Genomic DNA, 17403 nt, shown 5'->3' on the forward strand with positions numbered 1-17403 from the left:
ACATTGCACACCACATCCCTGTGACCGCTTGCGAATTTGTGGCGAGGGGATTCATCCCCGTTGGGTCGCGCAGCGGCCCCAAAACCTTTGCGACTGCTGCTCAGCCGAACGGGGATGAATCCCCTCGCCACAACAGCCTCGTGCCTCGACGGCTGCTACAGGGATGCCGAAGGGTTTGAATGCTGTGATTTTGCAGGTGATGTGCATTTTTGCAGCGCTCGCATCGAGCTTAATGCGTTTTCAGAGGGCAACGAATCTATCCGATCAATGACCATCCTCTTCGCGGCGGGTAAACTGCGCCTCTTTTCAAGGAGTTCATATGAGTTACTACCAGCCGGGCATTCTTGCCACCCCCGTTCCACTTCAAGCCCGTCATATGTTCTTCGCGCTGGAATCCGTTGACGCACTGCCGGCAGCGCTCGACAAGCTCATGCAACTGGTGGACGGCAAGTCGGCCGTGGTCGGTTTTGGTGAGTCGCTGGTGAAAGCGCTGCACTGTCAGATTGATGGTTTGCGCCCGTTTCCGGCAATGACCGGCGTCGGCGTCGACAACCCGTCGACTCAGCACGCACTGTGGTGCTGGCTGCACGGTATCGACCGGGGCGAATTGCTCAATCGCAGTCAGGCCATCGAAACGGCGCTGGCGCCGGCGTTTCGCCTGGTGCAGATGAACGAAACCTTCCGCCACCTCACCGGCCACGACCTCACCGGTTACGAGGACGGGACGGAAAACCCTCACGATGAAGCCGCCGTGGCGGCTGCATTGCTGGGTGAAGGTGCCGAAGGCCTGGTGGGTGGCAGTTTTGCTGCGATCCAGCAGTGGCAGCACGACCTGAAGGGCTTTCGTGCGTTGCCGTCCCATGAAACCGACAACATCATGGGCCGTCGCCTGAGCGACAACGAAGAGCTCGACGATGCGCCGATTTCGGCCCACGTCAAACGCACGGCGCAGGAAAGCTTCGCCCCGGAAGCGTTCGTGGTCCGTCGTTCGATGCCGTGGATCGAGGGTGACCGCGCCGGGTTGATGTTCCTGGCGTTCGGCTTTTCCCTCGACGCCTTCGAAGCCCAGCTGCGCCGCATGAGCGGTCTGGAAGACGGGATCACCGACGGCTTGTATCGCATCAGTCGTCCGATCACGGGGGGTTACTACTGGTGCCCGCCGCTCAAGGATGGACATCTGGACCTGCGCGCATTGCGCATCGGCTGATATCAGGAGTGACAATGAACGTGGTGCGCTGGGGCATGATCGGTTGTGGCGACGTTACTGAACGCAAGAGCGGGCCGGCCTTTTACAAGGCACCTGGCTCGGCGTTGGTGGCAGTGATGGGGCGGCGCCTGGACGCGGTGAGCGATTACGCCGCGCGCCATGGCATCGCACGGGTTTACACCGACGCCGACGCGTTGATCAACGACCCTGAAGTCGACGCGGTGTACATCGCCACGCCACCCGACAGTCATCAGGCTTACGCCCTGAAGGTGGCCGCCGCCGGCAAGCATTGCTGCGTCGAGAAACCCATGTCGCTGAGTGCCGGGCAAAGCCAGCAGATGCACCAGGTCTTCGCTGATGCCGGACTGCACCTGTTCGTGTCCTACTATCGGCGTTCCCTGCCGCGTTTTCTGCAAGTGCGCCAATGGCTGGAAGAGGGGCGGATCGGTGAGGTTCGGCACCTCACCTGGACACTGACCAAAGCCCCGTCCGCAACGGACAGCGAAGGCGCTGCCAACTGGCGCACCGATCCGGCAGTTGCCGGTGGTGGCTACTTCGCTGACCTCGCCAGCCATGGTCTGGACCTGTTCCAGTACCTGCTCGGCGATATCGTCGACGTTGCCGGGTTCACCGCTCGGCAAGCCGGTTTGTATGCCGCCGAAGATGCCGTCAGCGCCTGTTGGCAGTTTGCCAGCGGCGCGACGGGCATGGGTTGCTGGAACTTCGTCGCCGACCGTCGCGAAGACCGGGTAGAGCTGATCGGCAGCCGCGGCCGAATCAGTTTTTCGGTGTTCGACGAACACCCGGTGCAGCTGGAGGCCGAAGAACACCTGAGTATGCACATCGACAACCACCCGCACATCCAGTGGCATCACGTACTGGGCATGAATGCTCATATCCGGGGTGAGTCGCAGCACCCTGCGGTGGCCGAGGAGGCATTGAAAACCGACTGGGTGATGGACCGTATTCTCGGCAGAATCTGAACCTTCGGCCCTATCTCGTATGGGAGCAAGGCTTGCTCGCGATGGCGGACTGAAAGCCGACAGGTTTCTTCCAGATATCCCCGGATCAAACTGTGGGAGCTGGCTTGCCGGCGATTGCGGTCTGATTGGCGGTGAGATTGTTGCTGGTGTACATATCCGTTTCTGCGGTCATGGCCGCTATTGGTTTCGCCCTTACGGCGAGTCACTTGGAAAAGCGCCAAGTAACCAACCGCTCTTGCCCCTTTCGTGCGGTGCCTCGCCTGGGCTCGGCCTTCCCAAGGGGCAAGAAGATCAAGATCAACAGCAACAGCAACAACGAGGCGGCCTTCGAGCCGACCTGACGCTTCAGGCCTGCGCATTTCCCTGTAGGAGTGAGCCTGCTCGCGATAGCGCACTGGTATTCAACATCAATGTCGGCTGATCCACCGCTTCGCGAGCAGGCTCACTCCTACAGGGGATCAATGGGATCAAAAGGATTTGCTGACACTCGCCACCACCGTCGCGCCGCACACATCGTCGAAGCCCCAGTTGCTGGTGCACTGGCTCTTCGACAGGTCGGTATCGATGTAGCTCAGCCCCAGCATCGCCCCGGCCAGTTCGTGGGTCAGTTTGACCTCCCATTCGCGGTACGAGTCCTCGGCTTCGCCCGAGCTTGAGTACAAATGCGGGTCCTTGAAATCCATGTCGCCGTAGCGCAGCTTCAGCCCCACGCCATAGGGCAGTTCGGTCTCGTAACCGACATAGCTGTAGAGCGAGTTCTGCTTGCTGTCGATCCCAGGCGCATCGTCGGAATAATAGGCGCCTAGCTTCACCCCATACACGCTGAGAATGCCGTAGACCTCGCTCTGGTTGAACTGGCTTTCTTTCGGGTAGGTATATTTCAGGTAACCGAGGTCTAGGTTGACGTCCTCGGTGGCCTCCCAGAACCAACCGCCGTAGTAATCGACTTCCTGCCGGGTTTTCAGGCCGCCGCCGAAGTCGACGTTGGAGCTCCAAGCCCCCACGTACAGGCCGCTGCTGTGGTTCAGGGTGGCAGCCGCCTGCAGGGCCGGATCGTTCTGGGTCTGCGAGATGCCACGGGTGCGGTAGTCGCTGGCCAGGGTCACGTCCAGCACCACGGCGAAGTCATCGTTCAATTGGATGGCCTGGCTGCTCAAGGGCAGCAGAGTCAAGGAACCTAGGGCGAACAAGGTGAAAGCTTTCATGGGGGCACGTTCCGCTATTGTGATTGTTTTGGGCAGATGTCGGGCAAGGCTGCGCCGGGCCTCGTGTGGACAACACGAGGTCGGGCAGTAAAGGAGTTGCGGTTTTTATTAGAGGGTTGGGGCGTAGACCTGGCGGCCGGCGAACCAGGTCTGCAGCACCTGGGTGTCGTTCAGGGCTTTTTCGTCGACCTTGAACACATCGCGGTCCACCACGATGAAGTCGGCCTGTTTGCCAGCGCTCAGGGAGCCGATCTGTTTGTCCAGGCCAATGGTGCGGGCGGCGTTGATGGTGTAGGCGTAGAACATGGTCTCGCGGTCGATGCGCTCATCGGCGTTGAGCACCCCCAGCGGGCCGATTCGGGTCATCGCCTGGGCCATGGCGTTCCACGGGTTGGGTGTGGACACCGGCCAGTCGCTGGCCCCGGAGATAGTCGCGCCCTGTTTGAGCAGCGAGTGCGCGGGGTACTGGTAGCGGAACGCCTGGGCGCTGACGTAAGGCTTGATCATGTCGGTGGTGTAATCGTCGGCGCTGGCCCAGAGCAACTGCATCGAGGCGATGACGTTGAGCGGTTTGAACCGGGCAAACTCTGTCGGGTTGACCATCTGCAGGTGGGTGATGGAGTGCGTCACACCGCTCTGGCGGTCTTTGCGCGCCTGCTCGATACCATTGAGCGATTCACGCACCGCGCGGTCGCCGATGGCGTGAATGTGCACCAGCCAGCCGCGCTGATCGATGGCACTGACCAGTTCACCGAAATGCTTGGGATCGATCAGCAACTCACCCGGTTTGTGCGAGTTGGTGTAGGGATCGATCATCGCTGCGCTTTGCGCCGGGTACTCGATCACGCCGTCGGCGAAGATCTTCACCCCGGGCAGCGTCAGGTTGGGAATGCCCTGAAATTGCTGGCGGACCTTGTCCAGTGTATCGAGGTCGGCGGGAACGCTTTTGCCGTTGGCCACCAGCAGCGCTGCGACGTGGGCGGTCATGCCTCCGCTTTCCGACAGCGCCTTGTACACCGGCAGCACGCCGACGGTTTTCTCCGTGGGTTTGAGGGCGAATATCGGCTCCCCGGGCGCGGCGTTGGCGGCGGGGTCCATCCACGCTGTGATGCCGAGGCTGTTGTTATAACTCACGGCCGTTTGGGCCGCTTTGAGCATGGCGGCAGCACTCGGCGCCGGCATCTTCGAGGCCACCCGGTCCCAACCGGCGTCGACGAGGAAGCCGCTCGGACGGCCGTCTTGAAGTTTGCCAATGGTGTCGCGTTCAGCTTCCGGCAATGACGTGAGCAGCGCGGCATCAATGCCGGCGCGCTTGAGCATCACGTCGTTGGCCCAGGCCGTGTGGTGGTCGCTGCCGACAAACACCACGGGGACGCTGGCCCATTCGCCACTGTTGAATTTTTTGCCCAGAGCTTCGGACTGCGCCCAGTAACCCGAGCTCATGCCGGCTATGACCAGTACATCTTCATGCTTCGCCGTGCCGTCTTCACGCCAGGTCCGCAGGCGTTTTTCCAGTTCGTCGAGCTCGACCACCTCATCCGCCATGTTGGCCGAGACCCTTTCCAGGCCGCCGAAAATCGCGTGGGAATGGCTGTCGATCAGGCCGGGCATCAGGGTCTTGCCGCCCAGGTCGATGACTTGGGTGCCAGGCTCGATCAGGGCCTTGATCTGCGCATCGCTGCCGACTTTCAGCACTTTGCCGTCTTGTACAGCCAGGGCTTGGGCCTTGGGCTGGTTGTGGTCAGCAGTGAAAATCTTGCCGTTCAACAACACCAGATCAGCCGCCGCCATGGCTTCCAACGAGGCAAAACTCACTGCCGCTACCAATAGATTCGGGATGAATCTTTTCATTGAATGTTTCCTTGTTATTGCGTCTGATGGCCAGACTAATGGCTTGCCGCGCTCGGCAGAACGCCTCGCTCACGAAAAACGTTTTTGCCTGAATGGAAAAAGAATGGACAAGTTGGGTGCACTGAAAATGTTCGTGGTCACGGCGCAACTGGGCAGTTTCAGTCGTGCCGCCGAGCAACTGGGCAAGACCCCGTCGGCCTTGACCAAGGCGGTCAACCACCTGGAGGCCGAACTCGGGGCCCGTCTGTTCGAACGCAGCACCCGGCGGATTTCGCTGACGGAATCGGGCCGGCTTTACCTGGACACCGCGCGCCAGGTCTTGCAGCGTCTGGACGAGGCCGGCGAAGAAATCGAGCAGTTACAGCATGGCCTGCGCGGCAGCCTGAAAGTCACCGCGCCGCTGGCGTATGGGCAGGCGTTTCTCGATCAGGTGTGTGGTGGTTTTCTTGAGCAATATCCGCAAATCAACCTGCAAGTGGACTTGTGTGACGAGTTCGTCAATTTGCTGGAGAGCGGTTACGACCTGGCCTTGCGCGAAGGTCATGACAACTTGCCGGGGCTGATCGCGCGCGTGGTCGGCAGCAATCGCCTGGCGCTGTGTGCCAGCCCGCAATACCTGGCGTGCAAGGGTGTGCCGGTCACCCCGCACACCCTCGATGACCACGATTGGCTGCTGTACAGCCACCCTTTGCTCAGCCGTGAATTCTGGTGGGTCGAGCGCGACGGTCAGCGCCTGAGCCTGCCGCAGCCCCAGGCACCGCGCTTGCGCAGTGACAATTACGACTTGCTGCTGGCCAATGCCCTGGCTGGGCGTGGTCTGCTGCACACGCCACTGTGGAGCGCCGCGCCGTACCTGGCCGATGGACGCCTGGTGCGCCTGATGGCCGACTACGCCATCGACCCTGACAGCTTTGGCCCGCACATTCTGGCGGTGTACCCGAGTCACCGCCGGGCCACGGCCAAAGTGCTGGCGTTCATCGATTACATCACCGGGTTTCTGGCGTCCCGTGGTTTGGATGACAACGCTCACCCCCTGTAGGAGCTGAGCTTGCTCGCGATGACGGCCTGATAGCCGACAGGTTTCTTCCAGATGTCCCCGGATCAAACTGGTCTGACCCCAAATTGTGGGAGCTGGCTTGCCAGCGATGGCGGCCTGACAGTCGCTCATTTCTGGCGGGTGTACCCAAATCAAACTGCAGAAGTTGGCCTGCCGGCGATGGCGGCCTGATCGGCGGTGTGATCTTGCTGGGGTACATATCCGTTTCTGTGGTTACGGCTTCTATTGGTTTCGCCCTTACGGCGAGTCACTTTCGAAAAGCGCGAAAGTAACCAAAGCGCTCTTGCCCCTTTCGTCCGGTGCCTCGCCTGGGCTCGGCATACCCTCGCTCCGGTCCTGCTTCGTGGGCCCGCCGCGATCGGCCATCCATGGCCGTGCGCGGCTAACCCGGCATCCATGCCGGGTTGCCCACTGCGCAGAACCTGCGCTCGGCCTGCCGAGGGGGCAAGAAGATCAAAAGCAGATCAAAAGCAGATCAAAAACAAAGCGAGGCGGCCTGACAGCCGACCTGACTTTCGGAGCGTGCGCGTTCTCCTGTGGGAGCCGGGCTTGCTAGCGATGGCGGCCTGACAGTCGCGCATTTCTGGCGGGTGTTCCCATATCAAACTTGGGAGCTGGCTTGCCAGCGATGACGGTCTGACAGCCAACCCATATCTCACTGATCCACCCGGATCAAACTGTAGGAGCGAGCCTGCTCGCGATAGTGGTCTGATCGGCGGTGAGATTCTTGCTGGTGTACATATCCATTCCTGCGGTCACGGCGGCTATTGGTTTCGCCCTTACGGCGAGTCACTTGGAGGAGCGCCAAGTAACCAAACGCTCTTGCCCCTTTCGTCCGGTGCCTCGCCTGGGCTCGGCATACCCTCACTCCGGTCCTGCTCCGTGGGCCCGCCGCGATCGGCCATCCATGGCCGTGCGCGGCTAACCCGGCATCCTTGCCGGGTTGCCCACTGCGCAGAACCTGCGCTCGGCCTGCCGAGGGGGCAAGAAGATCAAAAGCAGATCAAAAACAAAGCGAGGCGGCCTGACAGCCGACCTGACTTTCGAAGCGCACGCGTTCACCTGTGGGAGCCGGACTTGCTCGCGATGGCGGCCTGACAGTCGCGCATTTCTGGCGGGTGTTCCCATATCAACTGTGGGAGCTGGCTTGCCAGCGATGACGTTCTGACAGCCAACCCATATCTCACTGATCCACCCGGATCAAACTGTAGGAGCGAGCCTGCTCGCGATGGCTGCCTGATCGGCGGTGAGATTCTTGTTGGTGTACATATCCATTCCTGGGATAACGGCTTCTATTGGTTTCGCCCTTACGGCGAGTCACTTGGAAAAGCGCCAAGTAACCAAACGCTCTTGCCCCTTTCGTCCGGTGCCTCGCCTGGGCTCGGCATTCCCTCGCTCCGGTCCTGCTCCGTGGGCCCGCCGCGATCGGCCATCCATGGCCGTGCGCGGCTAACCCGGCATCCTTGCCGGGTTGCCCACTGCGCAGAACCTGCGCTCGGCCTCCCGATGGGGCAAGAAGATCAAAAGCAGATCAAAAGCAGATCAAAAACAAAGCGAGGCGGCCTGACAGCCGACCTGACGTTGAGGCGTTCCTCCCTCCAACGTTTCATCGGACATTTCCTATAAGTCCTTGCCAGAAAAAAACCGAAAGAGTACAAATGTACTCCATGACGACTCTCACTCCCCGCCGTACCGCCATCCTGACTTTTATCCGCGAACGCATCGCTGAGAAAGGTCAGCCCCCGAGCCTCGCTGAAATCAGCGAGGCGTTCGGTTTTGCCTCCCGCAGCGTGGCGCGCAAGCATGTGCTGGCGCTGACCGATGCCGGTTTTATCGAGGTCAACCCGCATCAGGCCCGAGGCATTCGCTTGCTCGGGCAACCACCGCGCCCCGAGCTGCTGGACATTCCGGTCCTTGGCCGGGTTGCGGCCGGTGCGCCGATTGGCGCCGATGCCGAGGTGCATAGTCGCCTGCTGCTCGATCCGTCGATCTTCTCCCGGGTGCCGGACTACATGCTGCGGGTTCGCGGTGACTCGATGATCGGGGACGGCATTCTCGACGGTGATCTGGTGGGCGTGCACCGCAGCCCCGAAGCGGTCAATGGCCAGATCGTCGTGGCGCGACTTGACGGCGAAGTCACGATCAAGCGTTTCGAGCGGGTCGGCGACACGGTTCGCCTGTTGCCACGCAACCCGGCCTATCAACCGATCATCGTCGAAGACGACCAGGACCTGGCCATCGAAGGCGTGTTCTGCGGTCTGGTGAGGCAAGGCTGATGGGTGCCGTCGTTGCGTTGGATATGCTGTTCAATGGCGGCCAGGTCTGGAAGGGTCGGCCTGCGCCCCCGGCCGTCAGCCCGCAACCCACCGGGCATGCCACGCTGGATGCGGCATTGCCCACCGGTGGCTGGCCGGAAGCGGCATTGACCGAAATTCTGTTGGCCGGGCAGGGCGTCGGCGAGTTGCAACTGGTGTGGCCGGCGCTGGCCAGGCTGTCGGCGGCGGGCGAGCGCATCGTGCTGGTGGCACCGCCTCACGTGCCGTACCCCCAGGCCTGGCAGAGCGCCGGGGTCGATCTGCGCCAGTTGTCGATCATCCAGGCCAGCGAGCGCGATGCGCTGTGGGCGGCGGAACAATGCCTGCGCTCGGGCAGTTGCGGCGCGGTGCTGTGCTGGCCGCACAAGGCCGACGACCGCGCCTTGCGCCGCTTGCAGGTGGCGGCAGAAACCGGCTCGACCCTGGCGTTCGCCTATCGCTCCATCAGTGAAGCCATCAACCCGTCGCCCGCGGCCCTGCGCATTGCCATCGATGCCAGGCCCGCGCAATTGCGCGTGCTCAAGTGCCGGGGCGGCCTGGCACGTTCGGCACCGATTGCTTTTCCCGTGGGGCATTGAGGTTGCCATGCGCTGGGTGTGCATTCTTTTCCCGCAATTGGCGCTGGACGCGGTCCTGCGTCAGCGCGCCAATCCCGAGGAGCCGCTGGCGCTGCTGACCGGTCCGGCCCAGCGCCGGGTGTTGCAGGCGGTCAACGGTCCGGCGCGGGCGCTGGGTTTACGCCCCGGCCAGTCCATGAGCGCTGCTCAGGCGTTGAGCAAAGGCTTTGTCACGGCCGAGTACGACGTCGCCGACATCGAACACTGGCAGCAATTTCTGGCGGCCTGGGCCTACCGGTTCAGCTCCCAGGTCAGCGTGCATTACCCGCGTGCGCTGGTGTTTGAGATCGAGTCCAGCCTGGGACTGTTTGGTGCCTGGCCGCAATTCGAGGCGCGCTTGCGCAACGAACTCGGCGAGCTGGGCTTTCGCCACCGCATTGTCGCCGCGCCCAACCCGGTGGCGGCGCGGGTGCTGGCCAACGCCTATGACGGTCTGGTGGTGCCCGACGATCAAGCCTTGCAGGATCGCCTCGGGCAAATGCCGGTCGACCGGATCGGGCTGGAAGCCGATGTCGCCACGGCGCTGTCGCGCATGGGGTTGCGCACCCTGAGTCAGGTGCAGGCGTTGCCCCGGCACAGCCTGGCCCGGCGTTTCGAAGCGCAAGTGCTCAAGCACCTGGACGCGCTGCTCGGGTTGCGACGGCTGGCGCTGGTGTACTACCTGCCGCCGGACCGTTTCGATGTGCGCATCGAGCTCAACTTCGATGTGCAATCCCATCAGGCCTTGCTGTTTCCGCTGCGGCGCTTGACCGGCGACCTGTCGGCGTTTCTCTGCGGTCGTGACAGCGGCGTGCAGCGTTTCGACCTGCACCTGGAACACGCAGGGTTGCCGGACAGCGTGATCAAGGTCGGCCTGCTCAGCGCCGAACGCGATCCGGCGATGCTGTTCGAACTGGCCCGGGGGCGGCTGGAGCAGGTTCAGGTCGAAGCCCCGGTGCGCGGTTTTCGCCTGTGTGCCGAAGACTTGCCGGCCTTTGTGCCGCAGTTTCAGGAACTGTTCGACGATCGTCCGCAGCAATCCTTGCCCTGGGAGCAACTGCGTGAACGGCTGCGCGCACGGCTGGGGGATGACGCGGTGCATGGCTTGCGTTTCCAGGCCGATCACCGCCCCGAGTGCGCGTGGCAGGCCAGTGCCGACAGCCAGCCTTGCGCAGGCTTTGGCAGCGTGCAACGGCCGGGCTGGTTGCTCAGCGAACCGCTGGCGATCCACGAAGGCTCGACCCGCATCCTCATGGGGCCGGAACGCATCGAGTCCGGATGGTGGGACGGCGACGACGTGCGCCGGGACTACTACCTGATCGAAACCCGTGCCGGCCAACAGGGGTGGGCCTACCGTGCGGTGGGCGAGGGCGGCCCGTTGTGGCTGCAGGGCTGGTTCTCATGAGCATCGGGTATGCCGAACTGCACTGCCTGTCGAACTTCAGTTTCCAGCGCGGTGCCTCCAGTGCCCTGGAGCTGTTTCAACGGGCGAAAAAACACGGCTATCAGGCGCTGGCGATCACCGATGAGTGCACCCTGGCCGGGATCGTCCGCGCCTGGCAGGCGGCCAAATCCGTTGAGCTGCCGCTGATCATCGGCAGCGAAATCCGCATCGAGAAGGGGCCGAAACTGGTGTTGCTGGTGGAGAACCTCGAGGGCTACCAGACCTTGTGCCGACTGATCACCCGGGCCCGGCGTCGCACGCAAAAAGGCCAGTATCAGCTGCTGCGGGAAGATTTCAGCGAGCCGTTGCCGGGATTGCTGGCGTTGTGGGTGCCGGACGCGGTCGATGCCCTGGAAGAGGGCCACTGGCTGAAGCAGGTCTTTGCTGAACGCCTGTGGCTGGCGGTGCAGCTGCATTGCGGTCAGGACGATAGCCGGCGCCTGCACGATCTGTGGGCCCTGGCCCGGGAGCTGGGCATTGCGGCGGTGGCCAGCGGCGATGTGCACATGCACGCGCGCGGGCGCCGGGCCTTGCAGGACACCATGACCGCGATCCGTCATCACCTGCCGGTGGCGGACGCCGGGCTGCGCCTGCACCCCAACGGCGAGCGGCATTTGCGCAGCCTCGATGCCTTGCAGTCGATCTATCCGCAGGCCCTGCTCGACGAAACCCTGAACATCGCCCGGCGCTGCACCTTCGACCTTGGCCAGTTGCGTTATCAGTATCCCCGGGAGTTGGTGCCGCAAGGTCACAGCGCAACGTCCTGGCTGAGTGAGCTGACCGAACGCGGCATTCGCGAGCGCTGGCCAGAAGGGGCCAGCCCGAAGGTGCGCGGGTTGATCGACAAGGAGCTGGGACTGATCGCCGAGCTCGGTTATGAAAGCTATTTTCTCACCGTCCAGGACATCGTGGCCTTTGCCCGAGGGCAGAAAATTCTCTGTCAGGGCCGAGGCTCGGCGGCCAACTCGGCGGTGTGTTTCGTCTTGGGCATCACAGAAATCGACCCTGAGCGGATGAACATGCTGTTCGAACGCTTCCTCTCCAAGGAGCGCAACGAACCGCCGGACATCGACGTCGATTTCGAGCACGAGCGCCGCGAGGAAGTCCTGCAATACGTGTTCCAGCGCTATGGCCGCAATCGTGCGGCGCTGACGGCGGTCGTCAGCAGCTATCACGGCGCCGGCGCGGTGCGCGATGTGGCCAAGGCGCTGGGCCTGCCGCCGGATCAGGTCAATGCGCTGGCCGACTGCTGTGGTCACTGGAGTGATCAGGCGCCGCCCCTTGAGCGCCTGCGCGAAGGCGGCTTCGACCCCGACAGCCCGGTGCTGCGCCGGGTGTTGAGTCTGACGCAACAGCTGATCGGTTTCCCCCGTCACCTGTCCCAGCACCCCGGCGGCTTCGTCATTTCCGAGCAACCGCTGGACAGTCTGGTGCCGGTGGAAAATGCCGCCATGGCCGAGCGCACGATCATCCAGTGGGACAAAGACGATCTCGACGCGGTCGGGCTGCTCAAGGTGGATATTCTGGCGTTGGGCATGCTCAGCGCGATTCGTCGTTGCTTCGATTTGCTGCGACGCCATCGCCATCTTGACTTGAGCCTGGCATCGATCCCTTCCGAGGACCCACAGACCTACGACATGATTGGCCGTGCCGATACTGTCGGCGTGTTCCAGATTGAATCCCGGGCGCAGATGTCGATGCTGCCCAGGCTCAAGCCTCGCACGTTTTATGACCTGGTGATCGAGGTGGCCATCGTCCGCCCCGGACCGATTCAGGGCGGCATGGTGCATCCGTATCTGCGGCGTCGAAACAAGGAAGAGCTCGAAAGCTATCCTTCCGAACAGCTACGCGATGTGTTGAAGCGCACGCTGGGTGTGCCGCTGTTTCAGGAACAGGTGATGCAGATCGCCATCGTCGCCGCTGACTACAGCCCCGGCGAGGCGGATCAGTTGCGGCGTTCCATGGCGGCCTGGAAGCGTCACGGCGGACTCGAACCGCACAAGGAACGACTGGCGGCCGGAATGAAGAAAAACGGCTACACGGCGGAGTTCGCCGCGCAGATTTTCGAGCAGATCAAAGGTTTTGGCAGCTATGGGTTTCCCGAGTCCCACGCTGCCAGTTTTGCCTTGCTGACCTACGCCAGTTGCTGGTTGAAATGCCATGAACCCGCGGCATTCGCCTGTGCGCTGATCAACAGTTGGCCCATGGGTTTCTACAGCCCGGACCAGATTCTGCAGGACGCGCGGCGTCATCACTTGCAGATTCGCCCGGTGGACGTACGGGCCAGCGACTGGGATTGCAGCCTCGAACCGATCATGGGGGCGCAGCCGGCCATTCGCATGGGGATGCGCATGATCAAGGGCTTTCGTGAGGACGATGCCCGGCGCATCGAGGTGGCACGGGCACGGGGGGTATTTGTCGACATCGCCGACCTCGGCGAACGGGCACGACTGGACGCTCGCGCCCAGGAACAACTGGCCGACTCCGGTGCTCTGCGCGGGCTGGCCGGTGATCGGCATCGGGCACGCTGGGAAGTGGCGGGGGTGGAAAAACAGCTCGGCCTCTTCGCCGGCCTGCCGCGGCAGGAGGAGGGCGCGGTGGCGTTGCCCAAGCCCACGGTCGGCGAAGACCTGCTGGCCGATTACAACAGCGTCGGCACCACCCTCGGGCCACATCCGCTGGCGTTGTTGCGCACTGAGCTGAAGGCCCGGCGCTGCCGCAGTTCGAAGGAACTGCTTGAGGTCGAGCATGGGCGACCGGTAAGCGTGGCCGGACTGGTGACCGGCCGACAACGTCCGGGCACGGCCAGTGGCGTGACCTTCGTCACCTTGGAAGACGAGTTCGGCAACGTCAACGTGATCGTCTGGCGCGACCTGGCCGAGCGGCAACGGCAAGTACTGGTGGGCTCGCAGTTGCTCAAGGTCGATGGGCGCTGGGAGAAGGAAGGCGAGGTCCGGCATTTGATCGCCGGACGCATGAGTGACCTGAGTGAACTGCTGGACGGCATCAGCGTGCGGAGCCGGGATTTTCGTTGAACTGTTGCGAAGGAATGCCTGCGTTGCCTGCTATTGGAAATGGAAAACCTGTGGGAACCTGCTCGCGATGAGGCCTGCACATTCAACATCACCTTCGCCTGACACACCGCCATCGCGAGCAGGCTCACTCCTACAGGGATGGGTGGTCGCTCGCAGATTTTGTGCCCGCTACAGTTCACTGTAGGAGTGAGCCTGCTCGCCGCTCCCACAGGTTATGTGTGAAGGCTGGTTACTTGGTGTCAGGCCAAAAACGTTCGCCACCGCCCGGTGCATCTGTCCATGCCTGCAACGAGCGTGTCGGCAGGTCGAAATAATCACGGGTGCGCGCATATCCATGGCCGCCCATCCGGCCAATGGCATCCAGCCCCAGTTGATCGATGTACAGGGTTTTGGGGTCGATCAGTTCGTCGCGCACATGGGCCATCAGCACTTCGCCAAAGATGATCTCCCGGGATTGCCCGATGGACAGCGCCATCATCCGTCGGCATTCAAGCGCTACCGGTGCTTCGCCGATGCGTGGGCATTTGACCGTGGTGCCGGGGATGGCCGTGAGGCCGGCAGCGGTCAGTTCGTCGAAGCCCGGCGCAAAGGGCACGGCGCAGACGTTCATGGCTTCCACCAGCGCATCGCTGACGATGTTGACGGTGAATTCCTGGTTGAGCTGAATGTTGCGCGTGGTGTCCTTGGGGCTCTGATCGCCGTAGTTTTCCACGCCCAGCGCAAGGATCGGCGGATCGGCGGACAGCGCATTGAAGAAGCTGAACGGCGCTGCGTTGATGCGGCCTTCGCCGTCGATGGTGGTCACCAGTGCAATCGGCCGTGGCACCACACTGCCGATCAGGATTTTGTATTTGTCACGGGCACTCAATGTGCTGAAGTCAAAGCTTTGCATAGGCAGAAAACTCTAAAGGAGAGGATCAATCGCGCTCAATGGCGCGTGTGCGCTGTAGTTGTCGGCGAACGGGATCGCCGATTGGAAAAGACCTTTCCAGTCCGGTTGGCCAAAGGCCCGGTCGCTGTGACTGCGCATCAGTTTTTCGAATTGTTGTTGGGCCTGCCGTTGCAGGGCGGGGTAGTCGACGCCCTGGACCTGGCCGTCCTGCATCACGCAGCGGCCATCGATGTAGCTGGCGATACAGTCGTCACCGCGCCCGGCCAGCATCAGGTTTTTCAAGGGATCAAACAGCGGCCCCAGGTGCAGACCCCGCAGGCTGAACACAGTGATGTCGGCCTTGCACCCCGGTGCCAGCCGGCCGAGATCATCACGGCCCAAGGCTTTGGCGCCGCCGAGGGTGGCAGCGTTGTAAAAGTCCAGTGCACAGGTCAAAGCACCATCGCCTTCCATCAATCGGGCGATGTTCAAGCCCTGGCGCATGTTGTCCAGCAAGTCCGCCGGCCAGGTATCGGTGCCCAGGGCGAAGTTGATGCCTTTGGCCTGGTAGCGTCCAAACGAATTCAACGCCTCGCCATCCCTTGCAAACACCACCGGGCAGTGCACCAGGCTCGCACCGCCGTCCACCACCCGATGCAGGTCATCATCGCCACGGGTGTAGATGCCGTGGGGCAGCAGGCTGCGCTGGGTCAAAAGCCCAAGCTGCTGCAACCAGCCCAGGGGTGAAACTCCGCGAAGCTGCTCGACCATCGCCACCTCACCGAGCCCTTGACAGCAGTGCAGCCGCATCGGCGCGTTGAGTTCGCGGCTCAGCGCGGCCGTGCGTTGCAGCAGCGCCGGGGTGCAGGTCTGGATGCGGTCGGGCAGCAACGCACCGCGAATCAGGCCGTTGTTCGCACCGTCGAAATCCCGAAAGAAACGTTCAGCGGCATCGAGCCCGGCCATGCCACGGGCTTCATCCCAGTGGTGCGCCAACGTGCCGTCGGCCTGCCAGTAACTCATGCCGCTCATGTAGCAGGGACCGAGGTAGGTGCGCAGGCCCAACTCGGTTGCCACACCGGCCACGGCAGAAAACTCGTCGTAGGTTTCCGCCCACTCGCGGTAGTACATCGAGGTGATCGGCATGGCGGTGGTGATGCCGTTGCGGATCAACTGAGTGAAGGCGTAGCGGTACTTGAAGACCTCTTCCTGCGGGCTGTAACTCTCGCGCGGACCGCTGGCCAGATAGTCCGAAGACCACATCCGGCCCATGTCACGCTCGTCGCCGTTGTCCAGGGTCAGCACGGTGGAATCGAGATCACCCAGCGCATCCAGATCGATAAAGCCGGGGCCGATCAGGGCATTGCCGTAGTCGATCCACTGATCCACCGGCCCGCCATAGCCGCGCCCGACAAACAGGATGCGCGAACCTTCGAAGACCACCTCGCCATCGCGCCACAGCACGTGCTGCGTGCCGTCGAAACCGACCACGCAGCTGGCTTTAAGGCCGACAGTTTTGACCGATCCGGGTTTCACAGGCGGGTTTCCAGCAAGCGTCCATCGGCGGCGATCAAAACACCCGCGCGATAGACCTGCCGCAGCGGCCGCGAAACCACCGCTTCACCGAGGGTCTGCACCGGCATCAGCAGAAAGTCCGCTGGCTGGCCGATCTCCAGACCATAACCTTCATACCCCAGCGCCCGAGCGCCATTCACCGTCGCCGCCTCGAACGCCGCCGCCAGTTCATCGTCCTTGTTCAAATCGAAACGAAACGCCAGCAGCATCGCCCGTTCCAGCATGTCGCCGTTGCCCATGGGCGACCAGGCATCGCGAATCCCGTCCGAACCCAGGCACACATTCACCCCCGCTTCACGCAGCGCGAGGAACGGCGGCACCGCGCAATCGGCCGGTGCCGAGCTCATCAACGAAATACCCAGGGCGGCCAGACGTTCGGCGACGGGTTTGACCTGGCTCCACGGCAGCATGCCGAGGCAGTAGGCGTGGCTGATCATCACCCGACCCTGAAGCCCAAAGCGTTCGGTGTAGTCGGCAATCAGCGAAATTTGCCACAGGCCCAGTTCACCTTTGTCGTGCAGGTGAATGTCCACGCCACGCTCGAATTCGCTGGCCAGCTGGAAGACGAAATCGAGCTGTGCGATCGGGTCGTTGTCGATCCCGCACGGATCCAGTCCGCCGACATTCTCCACGCCAAGGGCCATGGCTTCGCGCATCAGTTCGGCGGTGCCGGGACGGCTGATCAGACCGGTCTGCGGGAACACCACCAGTTGCAGGTCGATCAGGTCACGGTATTTTTCACGCAATTGCTGCATGGCTTCGACGTGGCGCAGGCCGAATTCCGGGTCGATGTCGACGTGACAGCGCAGGGTCAGCGAGCCACGGGCGATGCAGTTTTCCAGCAGCGCGCCGGCGCGTTGGGCGATGGGGGTTTCGACTTCACGCAGGATGCGGCGCTCGTTGGCGATGTAGTCCTTGAGCGTGGGACCTGCGCTGTTGGGGCGCCAGGGTTGGCCCCAGAGGGTTTTATCGAGGTGCACGTGGCTTTCCACCAGGGCCGGGGTGAGGAGCTGGTGTTGGCCGTCGATGTCGGTGGCCAGCAGCTCGGTGGTCGAGGCGGGGCGACGTTGGGTGAACCGGCCGTTTTCGATCAGCAGGTCTTCGGCGGTGGCGCCGTAGGGGCGCACGTTGCGTAGCCAGCGGGGGTGGGACATATAAACCTCATTCAGGTTTTTGAATGTTGTAGTGACTGGACGGGCCTCATCGCTGGCAAGCCAGCTCCCACAGGGAATTGGGTTGGTCAAAACATTTGTGACCCCCCCAA

General features: G+C 62.6%; 12 protein-coding genes. 7 read left to right on the plus strand and 5 right to left on the minus strand.

Going from position 1 to position 17403, the window contains the following annotated elements:
- The first annotated feature begins 319 nt into the window (after positions 1–319).
- Together H7698_RS15655 and H7698_RS15660 are read left to right on the plus strand one after the other, a co-directional pair.
- Positions 320–1207 carry a Dyp-type peroxidase gene (locus H7698_RS15655; RefSeq protein ID WP_162440920.1) on the plus strand — a complete coding sequence of 296 codons (888 nt, stop codon included), beginning with the start codon at positions 320–322 and terminating at the stop codon, positions 1205–1207.
- 14 nt (positions 1208–1221) lie between these two features.
- Positions 1222–2190 (plus strand): Gfo/Idh/MocA family protein, encoded by a 969-nt coding sequence (locus H7698_RS15660; RefSeq protein WP_194692006.1) that lies wholly within the window; start codon positions 1222–1224, stop codon positions 2188–2190.
- Positions 2191–2657: 467 nt separating this feature from the next.
- Here the strand turns inward: H7698_RS15660 and H7698_RS15665 are convergent, their stop codons facing one another.
- Both H7698_RS15665 and H7698_RS15670 read right to left on the minus strand, forming a co-directional pair.
- Positions 2658–3395, minus strand: coding sequence for a TorF family putative porin (locus H7698_RS15665; protein WP_194692007.1), 738 nt, complete (start codon positions 3393–3395; stop codon positions 2658–2660).
- A gap of 108 nt (positions 3396–3503) precedes the next feature.
- On the minus strand, positions 3504–5246 hold the full coding sequence (locus H7698_RS15670; RefSeq protein ID WP_194692008.1) for an amidohydrolase: 1743 nt from the start codon (positions 5244–5246) through the stop codon (positions 3504–3506).
- Between the two features lie 103 nt (positions 5247–5349).
- Between H7698_RS15670 and H7698_RS15675 the strand changes: the two genes are divergently transcribed.
- The 5 genes from H7698_RS15675 (at position 5350) to H7698_RS15695 (ending at position 13693) form a co-directional block, all read left to right on the plus strand.
- Positions 5350–6285, plus strand: coding sequence for a LysR family transcriptional regulator (locus tag H7698_RS15675; RefSeq protein ID WP_194692009.1), 936 nt, complete (start codon positions 5350–5352; stop codon positions 6283–6285).
- A 1676-nt stretch (positions 6286–7961) separates the two neighbouring features.
- On the plus strand, positions 7962–8579 hold the full coding sequence (lexA, locus tag H7698_RS15680; protein WP_194692010.1) for a transcriptional repressor LexA: 618 nt from the start codon (positions 7962–7964) through the stop codon (positions 8577–8579).
- Positions 8579–9196: a translesion DNA synthesis-associated protein ImuA gene (gene imuA / locus H7698_RS15685; RefSeq protein WP_194692011.1), complete on the plus strand. Its 618-nt coding sequence runs from the start codon at positions 8579–8581 to the stop codon at positions 9194–9196. The genes lexA and imuA overlap by 1 nt, the downstream gene beginning before the upstream one ends.
- Before the next feature lie 7 nt (positions 9197–9203).
- The gene (locus H7698_RS15690) at positions 9204–10619 is read left to right on the plus strand and encodes a Y-family DNA polymerase (protein ID WP_194692012.1); all 1416 of its coding nucleotides are present in this window, start codon (positions 9204–9206) and stop codon (positions 10617–10619) included.
- On the plus strand, positions 10595–13693 hold the full coding sequence (locus tag H7698_RS15695) for an error-prone DNA polymerase (RefSeq protein ID WP_328803741.1): 3099 nt from the start codon (positions 10595–10597) through the stop codon (positions 13691–13693). The genes H7698_RS15690 and H7698_RS15695 overlap by 25 nt, the downstream gene beginning before the upstream one ends.
- Before the next feature lie 229 nt (positions 13694–13922).
- Here the strand turns inward: H7698_RS15695 and H7698_RS15700 are convergent, their stop codons facing one another.
- From H7698_RS15700 to H7698_RS15710, 3 genes are read right to left on the minus strand one after another with little or no spacing between them, the layout of a single operon-like run.
- Complete coding sequence (locus H7698_RS15700; protein ID WP_162439298.1) at positions 13923–14585, minus strand: flavin reductase family protein; 663 nt, start codon at positions 14583–14585, stop codon at positions 13923–13925.
- Between the two features lie 12 nt (positions 14586–14597).
- Positions 14598–16100, minus strand: coding sequence for an amidohydrolase family protein (locus H7698_RS15705; protein ID WP_194692014.1), 1503 nt, complete (start codon positions 16098–16100; stop codon positions 14598–14600).
- Complete coding sequence (locus H7698_RS15710; RefSeq protein ID WP_194692015.1) at positions 16097–17293, minus strand: amidohydrolase family protein; 1197 nt, start codon at positions 17291–17293, stop codon at positions 16097–16099. Before H7698_RS15710 ends, H7698_RS15705 begins: the two co-directional genes overlap by 4 nt.
- Between the last annotated feature and the right edge of the window lie 110 nt (positions 17294–17403).

The sequence above is a fragment of the Pseudomonas sp. p50(2008) genome, assembly GCF_015351605.1.
Taxonomy (GTDB): Bacteria; Pseudomonadota; Gammaproteobacteria; order Pseudomonadales; family Pseudomonadaceae; genus Aquipseudomonas.